Source organism: Bacillus salacetis (genome assembly GCF_049177075.1).
In the GTDB taxonomy this organism is placed as follows: Bacteria; Bacillota; Bacilli; order Bacillales; family Bacillaceae_B; genus Rossellomorea; species Rossellomorea salacetis_A.
The window spans coordinates 815,068-835,468 of record NZ_CP185377.1; the positions used below are offsets into that span (position 1 = coordinate 815,068).

General features: G+C 44.0%; 20 protein-coding genes. 17 read left to right on the forward strand and 3 right to left on the reverse strand.

The genetic code is table 11. From position 1 onward, the window contains the following. The first annotated feature begins 282 nt into the window (after positions 1–282). The 11 genes from ACOJQI_RS04090 to ACOJQI_RS04140 all read left to right on the forward strand — a co-directional run bounded on the left by ACOJQI_RS04090 (position 283) and on the right by ACOJQI_RS04140 (position 11,261). The gene (locus tag ACOJQI_RS04090) at positions 283–1,581 is read left to right on the forward strand and encodes an ABC transporter substrate-binding protein (RefSeq protein WP_421383772.1); all 1,299 of its coding nucleotides are present in this window, start codon (positions 283–285) and stop codon (positions 1,579–1,581) included. 111 nt (positions 1,582–1,692) lie between these two features. Next, positions 1,693–2,736, forward strand: a complete 1,044-nt coding sequence (locus tag ACOJQI_RS04095; protein WP_421383773.1) for a carbohydrate ABC transporter permease — start codon at positions 1,693–1,695, stop codon at positions 2,734–2,736. Continuing rightward, positions 2,736–3,602: a carbohydrate ABC transporter permease gene (locus ACOJQI_RS04100; protein ID WP_421383774.1), complete on the forward strand. Its 867-nt coding sequence runs from the start codon at positions 2,736–2,738 to the stop codon at positions 3,600–3,602. The genes ACOJQI_RS04095 and ACOJQI_RS04100 overlap by 1 nt, the downstream gene beginning before the upstream one ends. 208 nt (positions 3,603–3,810) lie before the next feature. Beyond that, positions 3,811–4,572: a threonine/serine exporter family protein gene (locus ACOJQI_RS04105; RefSeq protein ID WP_421383775.1), complete on the forward strand. Its 762-nt coding sequence runs from the start codon at positions 3,811–3,813 to the stop codon at positions 4,570–4,572. Positions 4,573–4,607: 35 nt separating this feature from the next. Next, positions 4,608–5,054 (forward strand): threonine/serine exporter family protein, encoded by a 447-nt coding sequence (locus tag ACOJQI_RS04110; protein WP_421383776.1) that lies wholly within the window; start codon positions 4,608–4,610, stop codon positions 5,052–5,054. A 16-nt stretch (positions 5,055–5,070) separates the two neighbouring features. Beyond that, positions 5,071–5,694, forward strand: coding sequence for an NUDIX hydrolase (locus ACOJQI_RS04115; RefSeq protein ID WP_421383777.1), 624 nt, complete (start codon positions 5,071–5,073; stop codon positions 5,692–5,694). A 230-nt stretch (positions 5,695–5,924) separates the two neighbouring features. Further along, entirely contained in the window at positions 5,925–7,202 is a 1,278-nt protein-coding gene (locus ACOJQI_RS04120; protein WP_421383778.1) for a S1C family serine protease, read from the forward strand. A gap of 72 nt (positions 7,203–7,274) precedes the next feature. Continuing rightward, positions 7,275–8,150 carry a foldase protein PrsA gene (locus tag ACOJQI_RS04125; protein ID WP_421383779.1) on the forward strand — a complete coding sequence of 292 codons (876 nt, stop codon included), beginning with the start codon at positions 7,275–7,277 and terminating at the stop codon, positions 8,148–8,150. Between the two features lie 144 nt (positions 8,151–8,294). Then, positions 8,295–8,996, forward strand: a complete 702-nt coding sequence (locus ACOJQI_RS04130; RefSeq protein WP_421383780.1) for a hypothetical protein — start codon at positions 8,295–8,297, stop codon at positions 8,994–8,996. A 152-nt stretch (positions 8,997–9,148) separates the two neighbouring features. Further along, positions 9,149–9,853, forward strand: a complete 705-nt coding sequence (locus tag ACOJQI_RS04135) for a winged helix-turn-helix domain-containing protein (RefSeq protein ID WP_421383781.1) — start codon at positions 9,149–9,151, stop codon at positions 9,851–9,853. Continuing rightward, positions 9,843–11,261 (forward strand): ATP-binding protein, encoded by a 1,419-nt coding sequence (locus tag ACOJQI_RS04140; RefSeq protein WP_421383782.1) that lies wholly within the window; start codon positions 9,843–9,845, stop codon positions 11,259–11,261. Before ACOJQI_RS04135 ends, ACOJQI_RS04140 begins: the two co-directional genes overlap by 11 nt. A 50-nt stretch (positions 11,262–11,311) precedes the next feature. Here ACOJQI_RS04140 and ACOJQI_RS04145 read toward each other — a convergent pair whose 3' ends face one another. Beyond that, positions 11,312–12,574: an erythromycin esterase family protein gene (locus tag ACOJQI_RS04145; RefSeq protein ID WP_421383783.1), complete on the reverse strand. Its 1,263-nt coding sequence runs from the start codon at positions 12,572–12,574 to the stop codon at positions 11,312–11,314. 18 nt (positions 12,575–12,592) lie between these two features. Next, entirely contained in the window at positions 12,593–12,898 is a 306-nt protein-coding gene (locus ACOJQI_RS04150; RefSeq protein WP_421385383.1) for a hypothetical protein, read from the reverse strand. 240 nt (positions 12,899–13,138) lie between these two features. Here ACOJQI_RS04150 and ACOJQI_RS04155 point away from each other — a divergent pair, with 240 nt between their 5' ends. The 6 genes from ACOJQI_RS04155 to ACOJQI_RS04180 all read left to right on the forward strand — a co-directional run bounded on the left by ACOJQI_RS04155 (position 13,139) and on the right by ACOJQI_RS04180 (position 19,769). Further along, positions 13,139–13,864 carry a hypothetical protein gene (locus ACOJQI_RS04155; protein ID WP_421383784.1) on the forward strand — a complete coding sequence of 242 codons (726 nt, stop codon included), beginning with the start codon at positions 13,139–13,141 and terminating at the stop codon, positions 13,862–13,864. Between the two features lie 268 nt (positions 13,865–14,132). Then, positions 14,133–15,875, forward strand: a complete 1,743-nt coding sequence (locus tag ACOJQI_RS04160) for an ABC transporter ATP-binding protein (protein WP_421383785.1) — start codon at positions 14,133–14,135, stop codon at positions 15,873–15,875. Further along, positions 15,856–17,637 carry an ABC transporter ATP-binding protein gene (locus ACOJQI_RS04165; protein WP_421383786.1) on the forward strand — a complete coding sequence of 594 codons (1,782 nt, stop codon included), beginning with the start codon at positions 15,856–15,858 and terminating at the stop codon, positions 17,635–17,637. The genes ACOJQI_RS04160 and ACOJQI_RS04165 overlap by 20 nt, the downstream gene beginning before the upstream one ends. Positions 17,638–17,842: 205 nt before the next feature. Next, positions 17,843–18,418, forward strand: a complete 576-nt coding sequence (locus ACOJQI_RS04170; RefSeq protein WP_421383787.1) for a GNAT family N-acetyltransferase — start codon at positions 17,843–17,845, stop codon at positions 18,416–18,418. A 58-nt stretch (positions 18,419–18,476) separates the two neighbouring features. Then, a complete protein-coding gene (locus ACOJQI_RS04175) occupies positions 18,477–19,184 on the forward strand; it encodes an MBL fold metallo-hydrolase (RefSeq protein ID WP_421383788.1) in 708 nt (235 codons plus the stop codon). A gap of 24 nt (positions 19,185–19,208) precedes the next feature. After that, positions 19,209–19,769: a TetR/AcrR family transcriptional regulator gene (locus tag ACOJQI_RS04180; RefSeq protein WP_421383789.1), complete on the forward strand. Its 561-nt coding sequence runs from the start codon at positions 19,209–19,211 to the stop codon at positions 19,767–19,769. A gap of 57 nt (positions 19,770–19,826) precedes the next feature. Here the strand turns inward: ACOJQI_RS04180 and ACOJQI_RS04185 are convergent, their stop codons facing one another. Beyond that, positions 19,827–20,294, reverse strand: coding sequence for a hypothetical protein (locus ACOJQI_RS04185; RefSeq protein WP_421383790.1), 468 nt, complete (start codon positions 20,292–20,294; stop codon positions 19,827–19,829). Positions 20,295–20,401 lie beyond the last annotated feature (107 nt).

Below are 20,401 nucleotides of genomic sequence, written 5' to 3' on the forward strand. Positions count from 1 at the left end.
AAGTCAATTAATTGCAATATAAAGAAATTAAAATATTTGTTTATTATTTCCATGCTTCTGTCAAATGTTTTGTTTGTTGAATGTGTTTGGGTTCTTGATATGGCGCGGCTTTCAAGCGTTACTCAATGAAAAGGAAAACAGACAGGAGCCGACAATATCTGAAAATTTTTTAATATTTCTTGTAGATTTATGTTTAAGGAGAAGAAGAAGCGGGGTAGAAGAAGAAGCAGAAGTAATTTGTAAGTTTTTTGTAAGTTATATTTAGTTTAGGGGGAGTTACAAGTGAGGAAAAAAAGTTTTGTTTTGCTTCTTTCCTTCGTTCTTTTGCTTTCTGGCTTTTTATCAGGCTGCGGGAACAATGAAGAAGCATCAGCAGGTACAACTGAAGACGGGAAGACAGTAGTGGATTTTTGGACATTCTGGGGTTCTGAGACAAGAAGGCCGATGATTGAAAAAATCATTAAAGATTTCAATGAATCTCAAGACGAAATTGTAGTAAAACATACATATCTGCCTTGGGGAGACATTTGGACGAAGAACCTTGCATCAATCGCAGCGGGAGATCCTGCTGATGTCATCATCAACGACATCAACTCGGTTGCCCAGCGTGCAGAGAACAACCAGGCTGAAGATTTGAGCGAATACCTGGGTGAGGATTTCAAAGATAGATTTTACCCTCATCTCTGGGAAACGGTTGAATATGAAGGAAAGCCTTATGCTGTTCCTTTTAATACAGATACACGACTGCTTTACTATAATAAGGACGCTTTCAAGGAAGCCGGACTTGATCCGGAAAAGCCGCCTAAGACATGGGATGAGCTTGAGGAATATGCAAAGAAATTGGACAAGAAGAATGGCGATCAGTATGAACGCGTAGGATTTTATCCGTTATGGGGAAGTGTAGGTTCTGACGCATGGATGGTGAGCGCCGACAACGGCAGGAACTTCATTGAAGATGGAGAGGTATTAATCAATACACCGAGGAAGGTAGAAGCCTTGGAATGGGTCAAGGAATGGAAAGACCGAATCGGTGAGGATACCGTTCAAACATTTGAAGCTGAGTTCCAAAATCAGCAGGCCAACCCGTTCATCAGCGGAAAAATCGCGATGTGGGTAAACGTTGGGAATAACTATACTCAAATCAAAGAATTCAAACCTGATATGAACTTTGGGGTTGCCCCGATTCCTGCATATGACAAAGACAGTAAACACTGGAGCAGCGGCGGCGGATTTGTTGCTGAAATCCCTAAAGGTTCTGACAATCCAGAAGCAGCAGCAGAATTCATTAAGTACTTGACTGGTAAGGAAGCACAGAAATATTGGGCTATGCAGAACTTTGATAATGTAGCAAATATCGAAGGTGCAGAAGCGGCTGCAGCGGAACTGGAAGGAAAAGATCAAGAGGTCTATCAAGCGACTATCGATAACCTGGAAACGACTTTATTGGCGCCTACGCCTGTAAATTATCCTGATTATCAAAACCTGATGAACCCTAAGATCGATCAGTTCATGATGGGTCAGATGGAAGCTGAAGAAGCGCTGGAAGAGGCGCAAAAGGCTGTTGAAAAAATGAAAAGGTAAATGCCACTTAGAGAGAAGGGGATTCCTTCTCTCTTTTGGTCAATTAAACTTATATGTCCCGGATTTTTTGAAACAATTGTCACTCGGTTTAATAAAAAGGGGGGTAATCCTATGAAGGGGTCCAACGCAGAAGTGATTTCAAACACCTCAGAATCAAGCAGAACGGCCGGCTTGCATTCAGGCAACACCAAGTTAAAGAGGAAGAATGATGATGCAGGAAACAGGGTGGTCTCCATCCCATCAAAGAAAAGAGTCCTGTCCCGAAGAGCGAAGGACAACATCTTCGGGTATTTGTTCATCAGCCCGTGGCTGCTCGGGTTCCTTGGATTGACATTGGGACCGATGCTGTTTTCTTTAGCAGCAAGCTTTACAGACTATAACATTACATCAAAGATGAATTTTATCGGTTTGGATAACTATAAAAAAATGTTTACTATAGATGAAATGTTCCTGACTTCACTATGGAATACACTATACTTCGTTCTATTTTCTGTCCCGGCAACCACTGCAGGAGCAATTCTCCTTGCGGTATTGTTGAACCAGAAAGTGAAAGGGATGAAGTTTTTCAGGACGGTATTTTACCTGCCATCCATTCTGTCGGGGGTAGCAGTCTACTTCTTATGGATGCAGCTGCTGAGTCCCAGTACAGGGATGATCAATACATTCCTTGCCTGGTTTGGTATTGACGGGCCTGCATGGTTGTTTGATCCGGAATGGACCAAGCCTTCCCTTATTATTATGAAACTATGGAGTGTAGGTGGAGGGATGCTGCTTTACTTAGCTGTCCTCCAGGGTGTTTCCAAGGAGATGTATGAAGCGGCGGAACTGGACGGCGCAAGTATTTTTCATAAGTTCTTTTACATTACATTACCAATGATCACACCGATCATTTTCTTCGATGTAGTAACTAGTACCATTGGTGCGTTCCAAATCTTCCAGGAAGCCTATGTCATGACGGATAACGGCAGCGGCGGACCGGCAAACTCATTGCTATTCTATAACCTTCATATGTGGAATAATGCGTTTGAACTTTTCGATATGGGTTATGCCACAGCTATGGCCTGGTTCTTATTCGTTATTGTCCTGATCTTAACCTTCATTAACCTGAAGCTCGGGAAAAAATGGGTGTATTATGAAGGAGGGGACAAAAAGTAATGGAAAATACGCAAAAGCTGAAATTACGTGAATCCAAAAAATTCAGGGAGAAGCTCCATGGCTGGTTCATTCTCTTCATTTTAATAGCTGGAAGTGTGGTTATTCTGTCTCCGTTGTTCTGGATGATTTCAACATCATTGAAGACACCTCAGGAGATTGCCCAATATCCGCCTTCGTTCCTGCCGGAGACCTTTCAGTTTTCAAACTATGTAAAAGCCTGGCAGACAGCACCATTTACCAGATGGACACTTAATACTTTGATGATTGCGACAATCGGTACAATCGGAAGTGTTTTCATTAACTCCTTGGTCGCATATGCCTTTGCAAAGATCCAATTCAAAGGCAGAAACGCACTGTTTGTACTGGTCTTATCAACCATGTTGATTCCGGGGTTTGTCACGATGGTGCCGCAGTACATTTTATTTTCAAAACTGGGATGGATTAATACGTATCTTCCTTTGATTGTTCCTTCTTTCTTGGGAAGCGCATTTTTCATTTTCCTTCTGAGACAGTTTTCGCTTACCATTCCGAATGAACTGATTGATGCAGCATATTTGGATGGGGCCAACCATGTGCAGATTTGGTGGCATATCATGGTGCCGCTGACCAAACCTGCATTGATCACCGTAGCGATCTTCTCCTTTAATGGAGCATGGAATGATCTGTTAGGTCCGCTTCTGTATCTAAATGATGAAAGCATGTACACATTGCAAATAGGAATGCAGACATTCAAAGGACAAATGTCTACCCAATGGCATTACTTGATGTCCATGTCTGTGATGGTCCTGGCACCGGTAATATTGCTATTCTTCTTCTTCCAGAAGCACTTTATCGAAGGATCCAATATCTCTGGAGGAATCAAATAAAATTAAGTCAAACAAAGACGAAGCTGTGTATCTCACGGCTTCGTCTTTGTTTATATAGGTGGCTTTAACACTTTAAAGCGCGAAGAGGGACAGTCCCCCATCGCGTTAAAGGGCTAAAGCTTTCCGTTTTTTATTGCTTCTGATGTATGCTTTCCATTAAAATTGTACCTACATAACTCAAAGGTATTTTTATTAGAGAGGTATTTTAATGGAAAAACAAATGGAAATAAGATATGACATCATGGAGGTTTGCCTTCTCGCGGGAAAAATTATGCTTCAAAGCGGGGCGGAAACTTACAGGGTGGAAGATACCATGATGAGGATCGCTGCTTCCTTCGGGATAAGAGAGTCACATAGTTATGTAACTCCTACCGGAATCATCTTTTCAATTGAGACATCTGAACCAACGAAAACCAAGCTGATCAGGATTTCAGAGCGGACGACTGACTTGAAGAAAGTGACGGTGGTCAACAGCATTTCCAGAAGGATAAGCAGCGGAGAGCTTACAATTGATCAAGCATATAAGCTTTTGGAAGAGGCAGATGCTGCGACGATGCCGTTTCCTTTTAAAGTTCAGATACTTGCTGCCGCAATTGCGAGTGGATGTTTCCTTATTATGTTCCAGGGGAGCTGGCATGATTTCCTTCCTGCCGTTTTCACTGGAGGAATGGGCTTTTTAAGTTTGATCTATTTTCATAAAGTTGTGCCGATTAAATTCTTTTCTGAATTTCTGGCCTCACTCACCATTGGCCTTCTTTCATTAGGCTTTGTTTGGAGCGGGATAGGGTTGGAACTGGATAAAATTATCATTGGTTCTGTCATGCCGCTCGTCCCGGGGCTTCTCATCACAAATGCAGTGAGGGATTTGATGGCAGGGCATCTCGTTTCCGGCTTATCAAAAGGAGCTGAGGCATTCCTGACAGCTTTTGCAATAGGATCGGGGATTGCGATTGTGTTTACTTTTGTCTAAAAGAACAGTAATAGTGGAGAGGAGGCCATCTCAGCATGTATATAATAGAACAAATCATCACCAGCTTCATCGCTTCAGCAGCATTTGGGATCATCTTTAATGCACCCCGTGAATCTTTGGTCAAATGCGGCAGTGTCGGCATGTTCGGGTGGATCATTTACATAGTGATGACAATGAATGATATGGATATCGTACTGGCTACAGTGACTGCCTCTTTCTTAGTAGCTGTCCTAAGCCAGATTTATTCTAAATACTATAAAACACCTGTCATCATTTTCAGTGTCGCCGGTATCATCCCGCTGGTTCCCGGGGGAATGGCCTATGATGCGATGAGGAACTTTGTGCAGAACGATTATAATGCGGCTATCAGCCTTGCAGCGAAAGCGTTCATGATTTCAGGATCGATTGCCATCGGCCTGATTTTTTCAGAGGTCATTAACCAGGTGATAAGGAACCGGAAGCTCAGTACCTTAAAAAGCTGACAAGGAGGATGGCGTTTTGGAACAAGAAACTCTCAATATATTTGATGATAGAGGAAATCATTTAGGAACGGCCGCACGTCACGAAGTTCACCTGAAAGGCTACTGGCATGAAACCTTTCACTGTTGGTTCATTAAACAGGAAAAGGAAGACTGCTATCTGTATTTCCAACTGCGGAGCAAAGTTAAGAAGGATTACCCCGGCATGCTCGATATAACGGCTGCAGGACATCTTCTTTCACATGAGACGATTGAAGACGGTATAAGGGAAGTCAGGGAAGAAACAGGAGTAGAAGTTCGCTATGAGGAACTCACTCCTATGGGCATAACACCCTATGAAGTGGTAATGAAAGGTTTCATTGATAGAGAAAGAGCTCATCTTTTCCTTTACGAGTTTCAGGGGAAAATGGATGATTTCTCTCTTCACGCCGAAGAGGTGTCAGGAATTTTCCGGGTTGAACTAGATGATTTTGAAAAATTGATTAATAAAGAGGTTTCCAGTTTGGAACTGAATGGTTTCCATCTTACCGGCAACGGAAAAGAAATGAAACCACTTAGAGCCTCGAAAGCCGATTTTGTCCCCCATGAGGATTCTTACTATAAGGAAGTTATCGAACGCATCCGAAATCATATGAATAATTAGTTTACCTTGAACCGCCAACCATTGGCGGTTCTTTTTTATGGCTTTTAGTTGTTACGCAAATTAGTCCTTCTGTTATTAAAAACTTCCCATCTTGTACATAGATTGTTAATAATTTCGTAATATTTGCCCATTAATATGTAATCAAGCAACAAGATAACAACAACAAACCAAAACAAAACTTTTTAATAGATGCACAACAAAAACCTTTTGACTAATAAGGAGGAAACAAAATGTTAGAACATAACAATAATCAAAATGAAGAAATCCAGAATACAGCAGAAGCAACTTCAACAGAAGAGAGTGTGAATAGAATGGAAATGCAAAGAGTCGAAAAACCGAAAAAAGCTTCAAAAGGGAAAGGACTCCTTTCAACTGTAGGTGCAGGGATCATCGGTTCGGTGCTGACACTGACCGTCCTGCCTCAAACGGATTATTATCAAAATTTTGCACAAAACGCCGTACACGATACAGCAGGAATCACTCAGCAGGCAGAAACTTCAACAGCAGGCATTAACACAACAAATGTTTCTACTGGAGGAGATATTGCAAACGTCGTTGAAAATGCCTCTAAAGCAATCGTTGGAATAGAGAATTACCAGCAGCAAAGCAATCCATATACTGGGGTTTCACAGGAAGCTAAAGCAGGAACCGGTTCTGGTGTCTTCTTTAAGAAAGAGGGAGACTACGCTTATATCATTACAAATAACCATGTAATTGAAGATGCTTCAAACATTCAAGTATCTCTGTATGATGGACAGAAAACGAAAGCAGAGCTGATTGGCGCCGATCCTCTCACGGACTTAGCAGTATTGAAAGTTGATGGCAAATATGGGGACAACCTGCTGAAAGTAGGAGATTCCAGCGCGCTTCGTGCCGGTGAGCAGGTCATAGCAATCGGAAACCCGCTTGGACTTGATTTATCCAGAACAGTTACACAAGGAATTGTGAGTGCGGTTGACCGGACGATCGCGGTCCCGACATCTGCTGGAGAATCTGAACTGAACGTTATCCAAACGGATGCTGCAATCAATCCGGGGAACAGTGGAGGTGCCCTGATTAATTCGAATGGAGAACTGGTTGGAATCAACAGCTTGAAGATTTCGACTTCAGGTGTAGAAGGGCTTGGATTCGCTATTCCAAGTAAAGAGTTCATGCCGATTGTCGATGAGATTATCAATACTGGAAAAGTAGAGCGGCCTTACATTGGAATCGGAATGACAAGCCTTGCGGATGTACCTCGTAATTATCTTGCAGAACTTCCAAATGAAGTAACTGCAGGAGTCATTGTTGCCAATATTGATGAAACATCAGCTGCTGCAGAAGCCGGCATTAAAGCAGGAGACGTCATTACAGAACTTAACGGACAATCAGTCGAGACACCTGCCGATTTAAGAAGATTGTTATACTCCGATTTGAAAGTGGGAGACAAGATTGATCTGACAGTCTACCGCGGTGCAGAAAAAATGAACGTTACATTAACTCTGACTAGCAATGCGATGATTAACTAATTCATCAAGGTCTGGTGCCTGGTGAGGCGATAGCACAGGCACCCCTTGCTTACTATAAAGGAGAGCTATGAAGTGAATAAAAAGAAGAGTCATATCAAATTACTAAGTTTAATAGGAAGTGTGGCTGTCTCCGGCATGCTTATCAGTGGATGTTCTTCAACTCAAGATGCAGTAGCGAAGGTAGGGGGCGAGTCCATCAGCAAGGATGACCTATATACCATGATGGTAGACCAATATGGTGAAGCTGCGCTGAACACATTGATTGCCGACAAGATTGTTGAGCTTGAAAGTGAAGAACAAAAAATTAAAGTGAAAGATAATGAAATAGAAGAAGAATTAAAGAAACTCCAAGAATCCTATGGAGACGAAGAGGCATTCAATCAAGCGTTGACATCCAGCGGATCCAGCCTTGACAGTGTCAAAGACAATATCAAATCCTACTTGTTGACACAAAAATTATTGCAGGAAAGAGTAAAGGTAACAGATGACCAAATCAAAGAATATTTTGAAGCCAATAAAGATTCGTTTGCACAGCAAGAGCAAGTAGAGGCGAGCCATATCTTGGTTGAAGATGAAGAGACAGCTAAAGAAGTAAAGGAAAAACTCGCTGACGGGGATGACTTCGCAGAACTTGCTAAAGAATACTCCACCGACACTTCCAATGCTGAAGCCGGCGGGGAATTAGGATTCTTTGCAAAAGGAGAAATGGTACCGGAGTTTGAAGAGAAAGCATTCTCTATGGGAGTAGACGAAATCAGCGATCCCGTTAAGACTGAATTTGGATACCATATCATCAAAGTAACAGATAAGAAAGAAGCCCAGGAAGCCGTATTTGAAGACCATAAAGAAGAAATCAAAGAGATTTTATTTGACCAAGTCCTTCAAACAGAATACCCAGTTTGGCTGGAAGAACAAAAAGAAGAATATAAGATAGAAAATCTTCTATAAAAAGTTAATGTACCGGCAACGTTTTGTTCATAGTTTGGCAATAACTTCTGGAGATACTTACATTGCAGAGCATTGAATCACCATCTGCAATGTGAGGTACATAATAAGATTCAACGCTTCAGCAAAAAAAAGGAGGAAACATAAATGAAAAAGAAAAAACCACTTACCTATGTTTTGACAGGTGCGCTAGCCATTGGGATCCTTGGAGCTATCCCGGCATTTGCTGCAGAGGATAACGCTGCGCAATCCACGGAATCAGCTGCTGCAAGTTCAGAAAAAGATGTCGCATTTGGCGGCCATCATCATGGAGGACATGGAAAGTTTGGCCTGAATGAAGAACAATTGAAAGAAAAAGCAGAAGAACTTGGAATTGACACAGCTGATAAAGATCCACGTGAATTAGCCAAAGAGGTCATGGAAGCACAACTTGTGAAAAAGGCAAAAGAATTAGGAATCGAGACAGAAGGCAAGGAACTGAAAGACCTTGCAGCTGAAGTGAGAGAAGCGGCTATGCTGAAGCAGGCGGAAGAACTCGGGATCGAAACGGAAGGAAAAGATGCTCACGAGTTAAAGCGTGAAGTGTTTGATGCTTCCATCCTTAAAGCCGCTAAGGAACTTGGAATCGAAACAGAAGGCAAATCAACAAAAGAACTTATGGAAGAAATCATGACCGACCATGCTGATGAGGCAAAGGAACTGGATATCTTCCCATTCAATAAGGACAAAGATTTCTTTTTCCATGGTGGGAAAAAAGGGCATCACGGCCATGGCCGCGGGAAAGATGCTGATGCACAAAATCAACAAAACTCAGACGAGCCAGCGGCCGATTCTGAAGACACATTATAATTGAAGTTTGAAGGAGAAATCCCCGCCGCAAGCGGGGTTTTTCATATTGTTTCAAGGCTCCTGCCAAGGGAAAACTATTATTAGAAGGAATCGGTGAAAAAGACTATAATTTAAATAGAAAACGTTCGTGTTAACGGGAAAGGAAAGATAAAATGAAAGTGCTGGTAGTTGAAGATAACGAAAGTGTCACTTCCATGCTGGAAATGTTTTTTATAAAAGAAGGCATCCAGGGAGAATTCATTCATGATGGTGCTGAGGGATACCAACGCTATAGTGAAGGCGAATGGGACTTGGTTATCCTGGATTGGATGCTCCCAGGCATGGATGGCGTAACGATTTGCCGAAAGATCCGGGAGGAAGGGACACAAGTTCCAATCATCATGCTGACAGCGAAGGACAGTGAATCCGATCAGGTCCTCGGCCTGGAACTCGGTGCAGATGACTATGTCACAAAACCATTCTCACCACTTGCATTGATGGCAAGGATCCGTGCTGTTACCCGCAGGTATCAAGGAGAGAAGAATAGTGCTGCCGCAGCCCCTGACATTTCTACAGCAGATTTCCAGATAAGCAAAGAGACACGGGAAGTCCTGCTGAATGGGGTTCCCCTTACTAATTTAACTCCAAAAGAATTTGACTTGCTCTATTATCTTTCCCAGCATCCCCGCCAGGTGTTTTCAAGGGAACAGCTCCTTGAGCGGGTGTGGGGATATGACTTCTACGGCGACGAGCGGACGGTAGACGTCCATATCAAGCGGCTCCGCAACAAAATTGCCAGCAAGGACAAGCCTTATCTGCACACAGTATGGGGAGTAGGGTATAAATTTGATGAGACGGCGGCCGGTGATGAAAATTAGATATCTTTATCAGCTGCTTCTTAGCCATACGAGTGTGCTGATCATCGCCTTCCTTATACTTGGGACGCTGTTTTCCCATTATGTCGAAAATCTTGTGTACGAAAATAAGGTCGAAGAATTGAGCTCCTACGGAAATAAAATCTTATCGGACCTGGAAAGGCCGAGTCCAAGACGGCCCCTTTATTTAGAGGAATACAGCAAACTTCTCCAGGCCAGGGATATCGATCTCATTACCTTCAATGAGAATGGAGTCGTATCTTTTTCCCGCGGAGGCATTTATCCCCGGATAGAACTGTCTGAGGAAGAATGGCAAAAAATCGAGCGGGGGGAAACAGTTTCACTGAAGAAAGATTTCGGCCGCTTCAACCAGGCGGTCTCGCTTGTCATCATGCCAAGGATCATCAATGATCAGCTGGCAGGAGGACTGATCCTCATCTCACCAATAAGCGGAACAAGGGAAATGCTGAGTGATATCAATAAATATTTACTGTATATCGTCCTCATATCTTTGGCAATCTCACTCCTGATCAGCTTGTTTTTATCAAAGCTTCATGTGAAGAGGATCCAGCGTATTAGAGATGCCACATCGCTTGTGTCATCCGGGAATTACGACGTCCATGTCCCAAGCTCCAACTTCGATGAAATCGGCGACCTTGCAGATGATTTTAATAATATGGTCACTAAACTGAGGGCATCCAAAGAGGAAATTGACAGTCTGGAAAATCGAAGAAGGCAGTTCATGGCTGACGTTTCACATGAAATGAGAACACCATTAACAACGATCCGCGGCGTGATTGAGGGAATCCGCAATGACATGATTCCTGAGGAGCAAAAAGAGAAGAGCTTTGGATTGGTCAGCCAGGAAACCCGCAGGCTGATCCGCCTCGTGAATGAAAACTTAGATTATGAAAAAATCCGCTCCAACCAGATTGCCATCTCAAAAGTAACACTTCCCCTGCTGGATGTGTTCGAAGTCATTAAAGAGCAGCTGGATTTCCAGGCGGAAGAAAAACAAAATGAGATCCATATAGAAGCAGACCCAGAGCTTAAGGTGTATGCCGACTATGACCGGCTCATTCAAATCCTCATCAACATTACAAAAAACAGCATCCAGTTCACGACCGGGGGATCGATTTGGCTGAAGGGTGAATCTTCAGAAGGTGAAACCATCATCGAGATTATAGATACTGGAATGGGAATGGATCCGGACGAAATTCAATCGATCTGGCGCAGATTCTATAAAGCAGACATTTCAAGGACCAATACCCCGTATGGTGAATTCGGCTTAGGGCTTTCCATCGTTAAGCAATTAGTGCTGATGCACAAAGGGACCATTGATGTTACCAGCGAGAAAGGCAAAGGAACAAAATTCACCATCCGCTTACCGCTCGAAAATAAAGAAGGCTGATCGACGAATGATAAGCCTTCTTCTTTATGATTGTTTATTGGCAGCCAAATCTACAGCATCACTTCACTAAGTCCCAATGGCTGCAGGGCGTTGGTTTGATCAATATAAATGAACGCATCATATCGCTCCGACATGATCGATGGTACATAATTACCGTACTGTTCATACTGCGGCCGGTAGACGACACCGATGGCCCTGTGACCAAGCGGCGTATGGAACTTTTTCCGATTATCATCATCGAACACCAGAATCTGATTATAATTACCGGCTTGATGCATTGCATCCTCCCAGCTGCCTCGGCGTGCAGGCGGGACAACCATCCTTTCAAGGTCTAAGCCCCATTCTTCAGAAGCGATCACTGTACCGCGGTGTGTACCAAAGCCTACGATATACACATCCTCTTTCGGATTCTGCTCCCGGACAATCTGGCCGACATTGGTCATCCCTGCCTCCATCATATCCGTCGCACGCGCATCTCCAACATGAGTATTATGCTCCCAGACAATCACTTTGGCATCATCGCCATATGATTTCATAACCGCATTCAAAGCTTCTACCATATGTTCATCCCTGACGTTCCAGGATTTTTCATCATTGGTCACCATCGCGCGGTAATAATGTTCAGCATTTGCAGCCACCATCGCATTCACTTCAAGGTTCAGTTCCTGTTCATGATCGCTTGTGTAGTGGTCTTTATTTTTTCTGATGGTGGAAAGCAGCTCGACAACTTCTTGTGTGCAGTCATCGCCTAGCAGGCCTGCTGAAACTGCATATTCCTGGGCTTCTCTGTTGAAAGGCTCGAAGCAGGAGAATGCTTTTCTCGCTTTTTCCAAGTCGGGTGAATTCGTTTTTTCAAGATACTTGATGACTTCCTCCATCGATTCCCAAAGGCTGTACACATCGATCCCATAGAAACCAACTTTTTGCTTTAAGTCCGTGTTTGTATTGTACTCCTTCAGCCATGAGATCAAGTTCACAACCTCTTCATTCGCCCACATCCAGGCAGGCCAGCGTTTGTAGGATTGCAGGACATCACGCGGATTTTGGGTCTCATTATATCCTTTTATATATTGATTGACGGTCTGTGAAGCCGGCCAATCACCTTCAACCGCAATGATATTGAACCCTTTTTCCTCAATCAGCCTCTTGGAAAGCTCTGTCCGGATCTTATAATACTCGGAAGTCCCATGAGAGGCCTCGCCGAGAAGGACGATCCGTGAATCACCGATTTCATTTATGATCCTATCGAGGTCGCGTTCTGACTTATATTCAGTAGAATGTTCTTTTATCGATTGAATAACAGACTCATTCATTTATAAAACCTCCGAAAGTTAATGATATTTCGCGTCGTAACTGTTCTCGCCTGCATGTACAGAAAGCAAAGTCGCCGCATACCCGACAAGCCTGTTCACAAGCTCGTCGCACACCGCATAAACAAGATGGTGCCGGCTTGGCTGATGCAGCTTAGGGTCATCAAAAATTACTGTGGTGTTAATGAAAATATCTTTGGTCCCCAGCAAATTATAATGAACGATCACTTTTCCGGCAGCACCGCCTGTCCGGGGATCCTGATAATCAGGCAGGAATACATACCATTCCTCCGCACTGGGTGAGCGGAAATTCTTAGTGAATGTCATGCCGCTGACCTGCTCGCTGATCGCCGCCTGTTCCTCTTCACTGAGTAAATCAAACTGAGGTTTTTCCATAACGTCAGCCCTTTATCGATTGATAGGTCTAGCTTGCCCTATTAAAAAAGTCTATAGTATGTAATTAGTCTAAAAATCGGAGTGGTAAACGGGATAAATGTGGAAATTGGGCGGGTATGATTACCTCGCCAAATTAAAGGGAAAACAAACTCTAAAAAAGGAGGTATACATATGGATTGGATGCCGTTGATTCTGGCCCTTGTGCTGGCGGTGGTGCACTTGTCCGCCAGAAGGATGGTGTTTTTAGAGTCGATTCCGAGAAGTAAGTTTCTTTCGATTGCCGGCGGGGTGTCTGTGGCATATGTATTTATTCATATTCTTCCTGAATTGAAGGAACATCAAGAGTCGATTGAAGAGTCGGCTCAAGTGGTTGCATTCCTTGAGCATCACGCATACTTGCTTGCAATGCTTGGATTGATTATTTTCTACGGATTGGAGAAAGCAGTCCAGGATTCAAAAAAGCAGAATCCAGATGTGGGGAATAAGCCAAAGAAGTCGGCGTTTTGGCTTCATATCAGTTCTTTTTTCATATACAATGGCCTGATTGGATATCTTCTTGTGCACAGGGAAGAGGCGGGCTTGTGGAATCTCTTGTTATATGGATTTGCCATGGCGCTTCATTTCATTGTTGTGGACTTTGGGTTAAGGGAGCATCATAAAGGCCGGTACGACAGGGAAGGCCGATGGGTGCTCGCATCTGCCATTGTCGTCGGCTGGGCGATCGGATTTATGACGGAGATTCCCGAAGCGGTGCTTGCACTGTTGTTTGCATTCTTATCGGGAAGTATCATTTTGAACGTATTGAAAGAGGAGATTCCGCAGGAACGCCAGAGCAGTTTCTGGGCGTTCGCAATCGGGGGGATCGGATATGTCATCCTGCTGTTAAGCGTTGGATGAAAAGGCGGCTCTGCAGCCGTCTTTTTTTATGTCTTTACTAATCCTTTAGCACTTTAACGCACGAAGAGGGACTGTCCCTCTTCGTGCCTTAACGCGTTAAAGCGCTGAGGGACTGTCCCCCGCTGCGTTAGTGTGTTAAAGCCTCCATAAATAACGTTGAATAAGATTCAAACTATTTTTAAAAATAAGGAAAAGCCTTTATAATGAATAGGATAAAATACGGATTCCGAAATATATTCAAGCATCCAAGAAGTATGGGGGAACATACATGAAGAAAATGCTGTCATTCTTGAAAAACTATCGGTTGGCAATGGGGATTGCCTGGACGCTGATGTTAGTTGAACTGTCGGTGGAGCTGCTGCTGCCTTTGTTTATGGCAAAGGTGATTGATGAAGGGATATTACAGGAGGATATGTCGGCTGTCTGGTATTGGGGCGGCATCATGTCTGCATTGGCATTGGCTGCTTTTGCGGCAGGGGTTACCAACTCCTTTTTCGCTGCTCATGTCAGCCAGGGGGCAGGTTATGATATCAGGAAGAGTCTTTATGAAAAGATCCAGAACTTTTCTTTTGCAAACTTCAGCAAGTTTCCGTCATCTTCCTTGATCACGAGGCTGACCAATGATGTGACACAGATACAAAATACGATTTTCACCTCACTGCGTATCATGATGAGGGCTCCGCTGCTTGTCATCGGTGGGACTGTCATGGCCCTAATCGTCGATGTGAAGCTCGGGATCATCCTGCTTCTCGTCATACCATTCATCGTCATCTTCTTATTATGGGTGTTGAATACCGGCTGGACGATGTTCAGGTATGTCCAGCAAAAGCTGGATTCCGTGAATGATGTCATCCAGGAGAACCTAAGGGGGATGCGGATCATCAAAGCCCTCCTCAGGGGTAAGCATGAGAACAACCGGTTCATTGAAGCCAATAAAACGCTGATGAATAAGACAGTGAGCGCACTCAGGCTGATGGAAACCATTATGCCAGTACTGTTTATTGTCATGAATGGAAGCATTCTGTTCATTCTTTGGATGGGGAATGTTGAAGTGACAAACGGCGATGCTGCTGTCGGTGATGTAGTGGCCATTGTCAACTATGCGACAAGAATCACTGGGGCTTTCTCTGTTTTTGCTTTTATCATCATGAGTTTTTCCAGGGCAAGGGCTTCTGCAGGAAGGATCTCGGAAGTGCTTGAAACTGATATCGATCTGGTTGACTCGCCAGACAGTGACGCTTCCCTGGCTGTCTCGGAAGGGAAAATTGAATTCAAGGATGTGTCTTTTCACTATCCTGGAACAAAAGCGGATGTACTCGATGAAATCAATTTGAAAGTCAAGCCAAGGGAAATCATATCGATTCTCGGGGCGACCGGTTCCGGGAAAACGTCCCTCTTCCAGCTGATCCCAAGGCTGTATGAAGCGACAGGCGGGAAAATCCTTATCGATGATGTGGAAATTGAAAAATACAAACTTGAGAACCTCCGGAAAAGTATCGGGTTTGTTCCTCAGGAGGCCCTGCTTTTTTCAGGCAGTATCAAAGAAAATATTGCCTGGGGCAAAGAGGATGCTTCAATGGATGAAATTGTCGAAGCCGCTAAGTCGGCCCAGATCCACGACTTGATTGAGGGGCTTCCTAAAGGGTACGATACCGTACTTGGGCAAAAGGGAGTCAATCTTTCAGGGGGACAGAAGCAGCGTCTTTCGATTGCAAGGGCCCTTGTAAGGAAGCCGAAAATTCTGATCCTGGATGACAGCACAAGCGCATTGGATTTAAAGACAGAGTCCAGGCTGATCCAGGCAATCGGAAACTATTCGTGCACCATCTTGATTGTGACGCAGAAAATCAGTACGGCCATCCAATCGGATAAAATTTTTCTGATTGAAGACGGGAAGGTGATTGCGGAAGGACGTCATGAAGAATTGATAACGGACTCCCCGCTTTACGGAAAGATCTTTCAATCTCAATTTGGAGAGGAGAACCTCGAGCATGCCAAGGCATTACAGTAAAGCACCGAAGAGCAAACCGAAGATAAAAAACTGGAAGGGGACTGTCAAACGCATCTGGAGCTATCTTTCCGAAGAGAAAGGGCTTCTGACACTTGTCATCCTGATGGTCGTCATCAGTTCCTTCCTGGGGCTTCTGGGTCCGTTCCTGGTAGGGATGGCGATTGATGATTTCATCGTCACACGAGATGCGGGCGGGCTGCTTGAATTGATTCTATGGCTGATCGTCGTCTATATCTTCTATTCAGCCGCGATGTGGCTTCAGGCTTACTGGATGATCGGGATTTCCCAGAATACAGTTTACAGGATGAGGACAGAGCTTTTTCAACAGCTGCATAAACTGCCCATCCCATTCTTTGACCGCCGCCAGCATGGGGAATTGATGAGCAGGGTCACAAATGATATGGAGAATGTCAGCTCGACATTGAACAGTTCTGTTATCCAGATTTTCTCCAGCGTCCTCACATTGCTGGGTACAGTGGGGGTCATGCTGTGGCTGAGTCCGCTTCTGACACTCATTACAATGCTGATCATTCCGGCCATGTTCCTCGGGCTGAAGTGGATCACGAACCGGACTGGGAAGCTTTTCAAAGAAACGCAGAAAAATTTAGGGGATCTCAATGGTTATATTGAGGAAACCGTTTCCGGACAACGGATTGTTAAAACTTTTTCACAGGAAGAAAAGGTGATGGATGATTTCCTTGTCAAAAGTGACAGATTAAAAGCCTCCGCCTACTGGGCATCGACCTATTCGGGGTTCATACCCAAATTGATGAACATGCTGAACAATTTGAGCTTCGCTGTCATCGCCGGAGTCGGCGGTATCCTTGCCGTGCAGGGAGTGATCACAATCGGGGTCATTGTGATCTTTACAGAATATGCACGTCAGTTCACAAGGCCGCTGAATGATCTTGCCAACCAATTCAATACGCTTTTATCTGCTGTAGCAGGAGCGGAGAGGGTGTTTGAAATCCTCGATGAAGAGCAGGAAGAGAAAGATGAAGGCAGCGCTGTCTCTGTAAATGAGATCAAGGGAGAAATAAAGTTTTCCCATGTCACTTTCTCTTATGATAAAGAAACGAAAACCGTCGAAGATATTTCATTCAAGGCAGAGCCCGGCGAAACCATTGCATTGGTAGGGCCTACAGGAGCGGGTAAAACCACCATTACGAATATATTGTCGAGGTTTTATGATCATGATGAAGGAAAGATCACGATAGATGGAAGAGACCTTTTAACCATTAAACGGGAAAGCCTCAGAAAAAATATGGGGTTTGTACTGCAGGACTCCTTCCTTTTCCAGGGGACCATCCGGGAAAATATCAGGTATGGAAGGCTGGATGCAAGCGATCTCGAAGTGGAAAAGGCAGCAAAGGAAGCGAATGCCCATTCCTTCATCATGAAACTGCCCGAGCAGTATGACACTGTACTGACTCAAGATGGGGGCGGGATCAGCCAGGGTCAGAAGCAGCTGCTTTCCATTGCACGGGCGATTCTTTCAGACCCTTCCCTCCTGATTCTGGATGAAGCGACCAGCAGTATCGATACGGTTACGGAAGTGAAAATTCAGGAGGCGCTTCAGCGGTTGATGAAAGGCAGAACGAGCATAGTCATCGCTCACCGCCTGAATACCATCCAGTCAGCCGATCAGATCCTTGTTCTGCAAAGCGGCAGGATCACCGAGAGGGGTTCGCATGAAGAACTTCTGGAGCAGAAAGGGTTCTACTATGAACTTTATAACAGTCAGCTGAGGGAAATCAGCTGAAAATAAAAAGGATGTTCAACCACGGGTTGAACATCCTTTTTTTGCTTTAGTAAGGATCAATAAATGGAAGTCCCTTGGAAAAATGGGTCAGCGGCTCATGCCAGTTCCGGAACCAACATATCATTAAAAGAGGTCCAGAAGAATTCAGTGGATTTGAATCAAGTCCTTATTCTTTTATAAAAAAAGTAAAGGTGAGTGATCTGCTATGTTACTTGCTGGTGAAAGAATTTACCTGCGTCCATTTGAAGCAGGGGATGCGGAGGTTCTTCTGAGGCTCATTAAACGGAACAGAAACTTTTGGGGAAAGACAGAACCTGAATGGCAGGCTGGTTATTATACATTTGACGGACAGCTTCAAAATATAAGGTTCTTCCAGGAAGGCATACAAAAGGGACTGTTTTATACTTTTGGTATCTTCAATAAAAAGACTCATCAACTAATGGGGATCATTAATCTCTACGATATTAAAGGAGGTCCCTATCAATGTGGAGTTGTCGGCTATGCCATTGATAGAGCACAGAATGGTAAAGGGCTGGCAACCGAAAGCCTGAAGCTGATTCTGTCATTTGCCTTTGATTCCTTGAAGCTGAACAGGGTTTCAGCAGAAGTGATGCCGAGAAACAACCCTTCCATCCGGGTGCTGGAGAAAGCGGGATTCCAGAAGGAGGGGTTCAAAAAGAATAACATCCTGATTCAAGGTGAATGGGAAAGCCATCTGCAGTATGGCATTTTAAAAAAAGATTGGGCTCCTTTTTTTGAGAAAAAGAGTAGCAGAAACTAATGGTGTTAGTTATAATAAAACTAACACCATTAGTTTTGTAGGAGAGGGAGCTGATCGTATGAAAGTAACGAAAAGGAATAACCTGTATCAACTAGCCTTTATGCCGAAATTTTTTCCGGTAAACTGTTATCTGATTGAAGAAGAAGAAAGTCTGACGTTAATTGATGCCGCTTTGCCTTACTGTGCACATGCAATTCTCCAAACCGCCAAGGATATTGGGAAGCCAATCAAAAGAATTGTGCTGACCCATGTTCATGATGACCATGTTGGAGCTCTGGATAAAATTAAATCTTCCCATCCTGAAATAGAGGTCGGGGTCCCCAAACGGGATGAACGTTTGATGAAAGGGGATAAAAGTCTCGAGCCCGGCGAATCACAAATCCCGATTAAAGGCGGAGTCCCCAAGAAACTCAAAACAAGGGCCGACTTTTTAATAAGCGAAGGGGATAAGATTGGATCACTGATTGCTTTAGGCACACCTGGCCATACGCCGGGGGCGATGTCTTATCTTGATACCAGAGATCATTCATTGATTGCCGGGGATGCCTTCCAAACCAGGGGGCGTACAGCCGTTTCCGGACAGATGGTCATTTCATTCCCATTTCCGGCTATGGCTACATGGTGCAAGGAGACGGCCTTTTTGAGTGCGGAGAAAATCAAAAGTCATAATCCTTCCCTGCTGGCTGTCGGACATGGTAGAATGCTTGAAAACCCGTCTGAGGAAATCGAGTTGGCGATTGAATCTGCCAAACAAAAAGTGAAGTGAGCAAAGCAGGAAGGATGGTATTTCATGTCACCAAGAATGGGACTTACACGAACCAAGATAATGGAGACAGCAGGAGAAATGGCTGATCACAACGGGATTGATTCCGTGACAATCGCCAATTTGGCGAAGGAATTGAAAATCCGTCCACCTTCTTTATATAACCATATCAAGGGATTGAATGAACTGAGAACGGTAATGGCTGTCCATGGACTGAACAGTCTTTATCATGAAATTAAATCTGCTTCCGAGGGAAAAGAGGGAGATGATGCTGTGCAGGCTTTAGGGGCTTCCTACCTGTCTTTTGCCCGCAGGCATCCAGGACTTTATGAAGCAGCATTGCTTGCACCTGATCCCAGGAATCGTGAAGTGCAAAATGCAGGAAATCAGATAGTGGAACTGGCTCTTGGTACGCTCGATTATCTGGATCTTTCCAAGGAAGATGCGCTTCATGCTGTCAGGGGACTCCGGAGTTTATTTCATGGATTTGCCTCTTTGGAGCAAAAAAGCGGATTCGGGCTGGATTTGAGTGTTGATGAGAGTCTGAAGCGGATGGTCAGTGCCTTTCTCTTGGGCATAAAAGGATAAAGACGCAAAAAAGAACGTTAGAGAAGATGTCAGATGGACCTTGCTCAACGTTCTTTTTTAATTTCCTTGTTCTCTTTTTGCAATGAAGAAGTGATGAAATCCATACATAAGGATTGATTTTGTTAAAAAAACGCTCAGTAACTGTAATTGATTCATTTTGATCAATGTCCATACTCCCAGTTTCTTGAACCATCTATAGAAAGGATAAACAAAGAAGGTATCAACAATAAGATTAACAAGAAGGAACAGAGGGAATCTGCCATAGGTATATTTCAGGATGAAAATACTTCCGGTGAAAAACGGCCCGACAGCAAAAGGAGTCATCCCGCTTATCTTCGAAGAAAGATTTGGATATATGATCCACCACTTAAACCTTTCGGCAATGACATCTTCAATCAATAAGAAGAAACACATAAACAGTGATGCAGGCATAAACCGCTTAATTGACCGCCAGCCGGCAAACGGGAGCATAACCCAGGAAAATACTAATAATAGCAGTATTAGAACTTTTGACAGTTTCATCATTCATCCTCCTTGCCCTTAATATGGCTTGATTTGGCAAGGAATATACGCTGTCGGGGAGCCAAAATTAACCCAGACGAAAAGAAGCGGCATGTTCAGCCGCTTCTTTT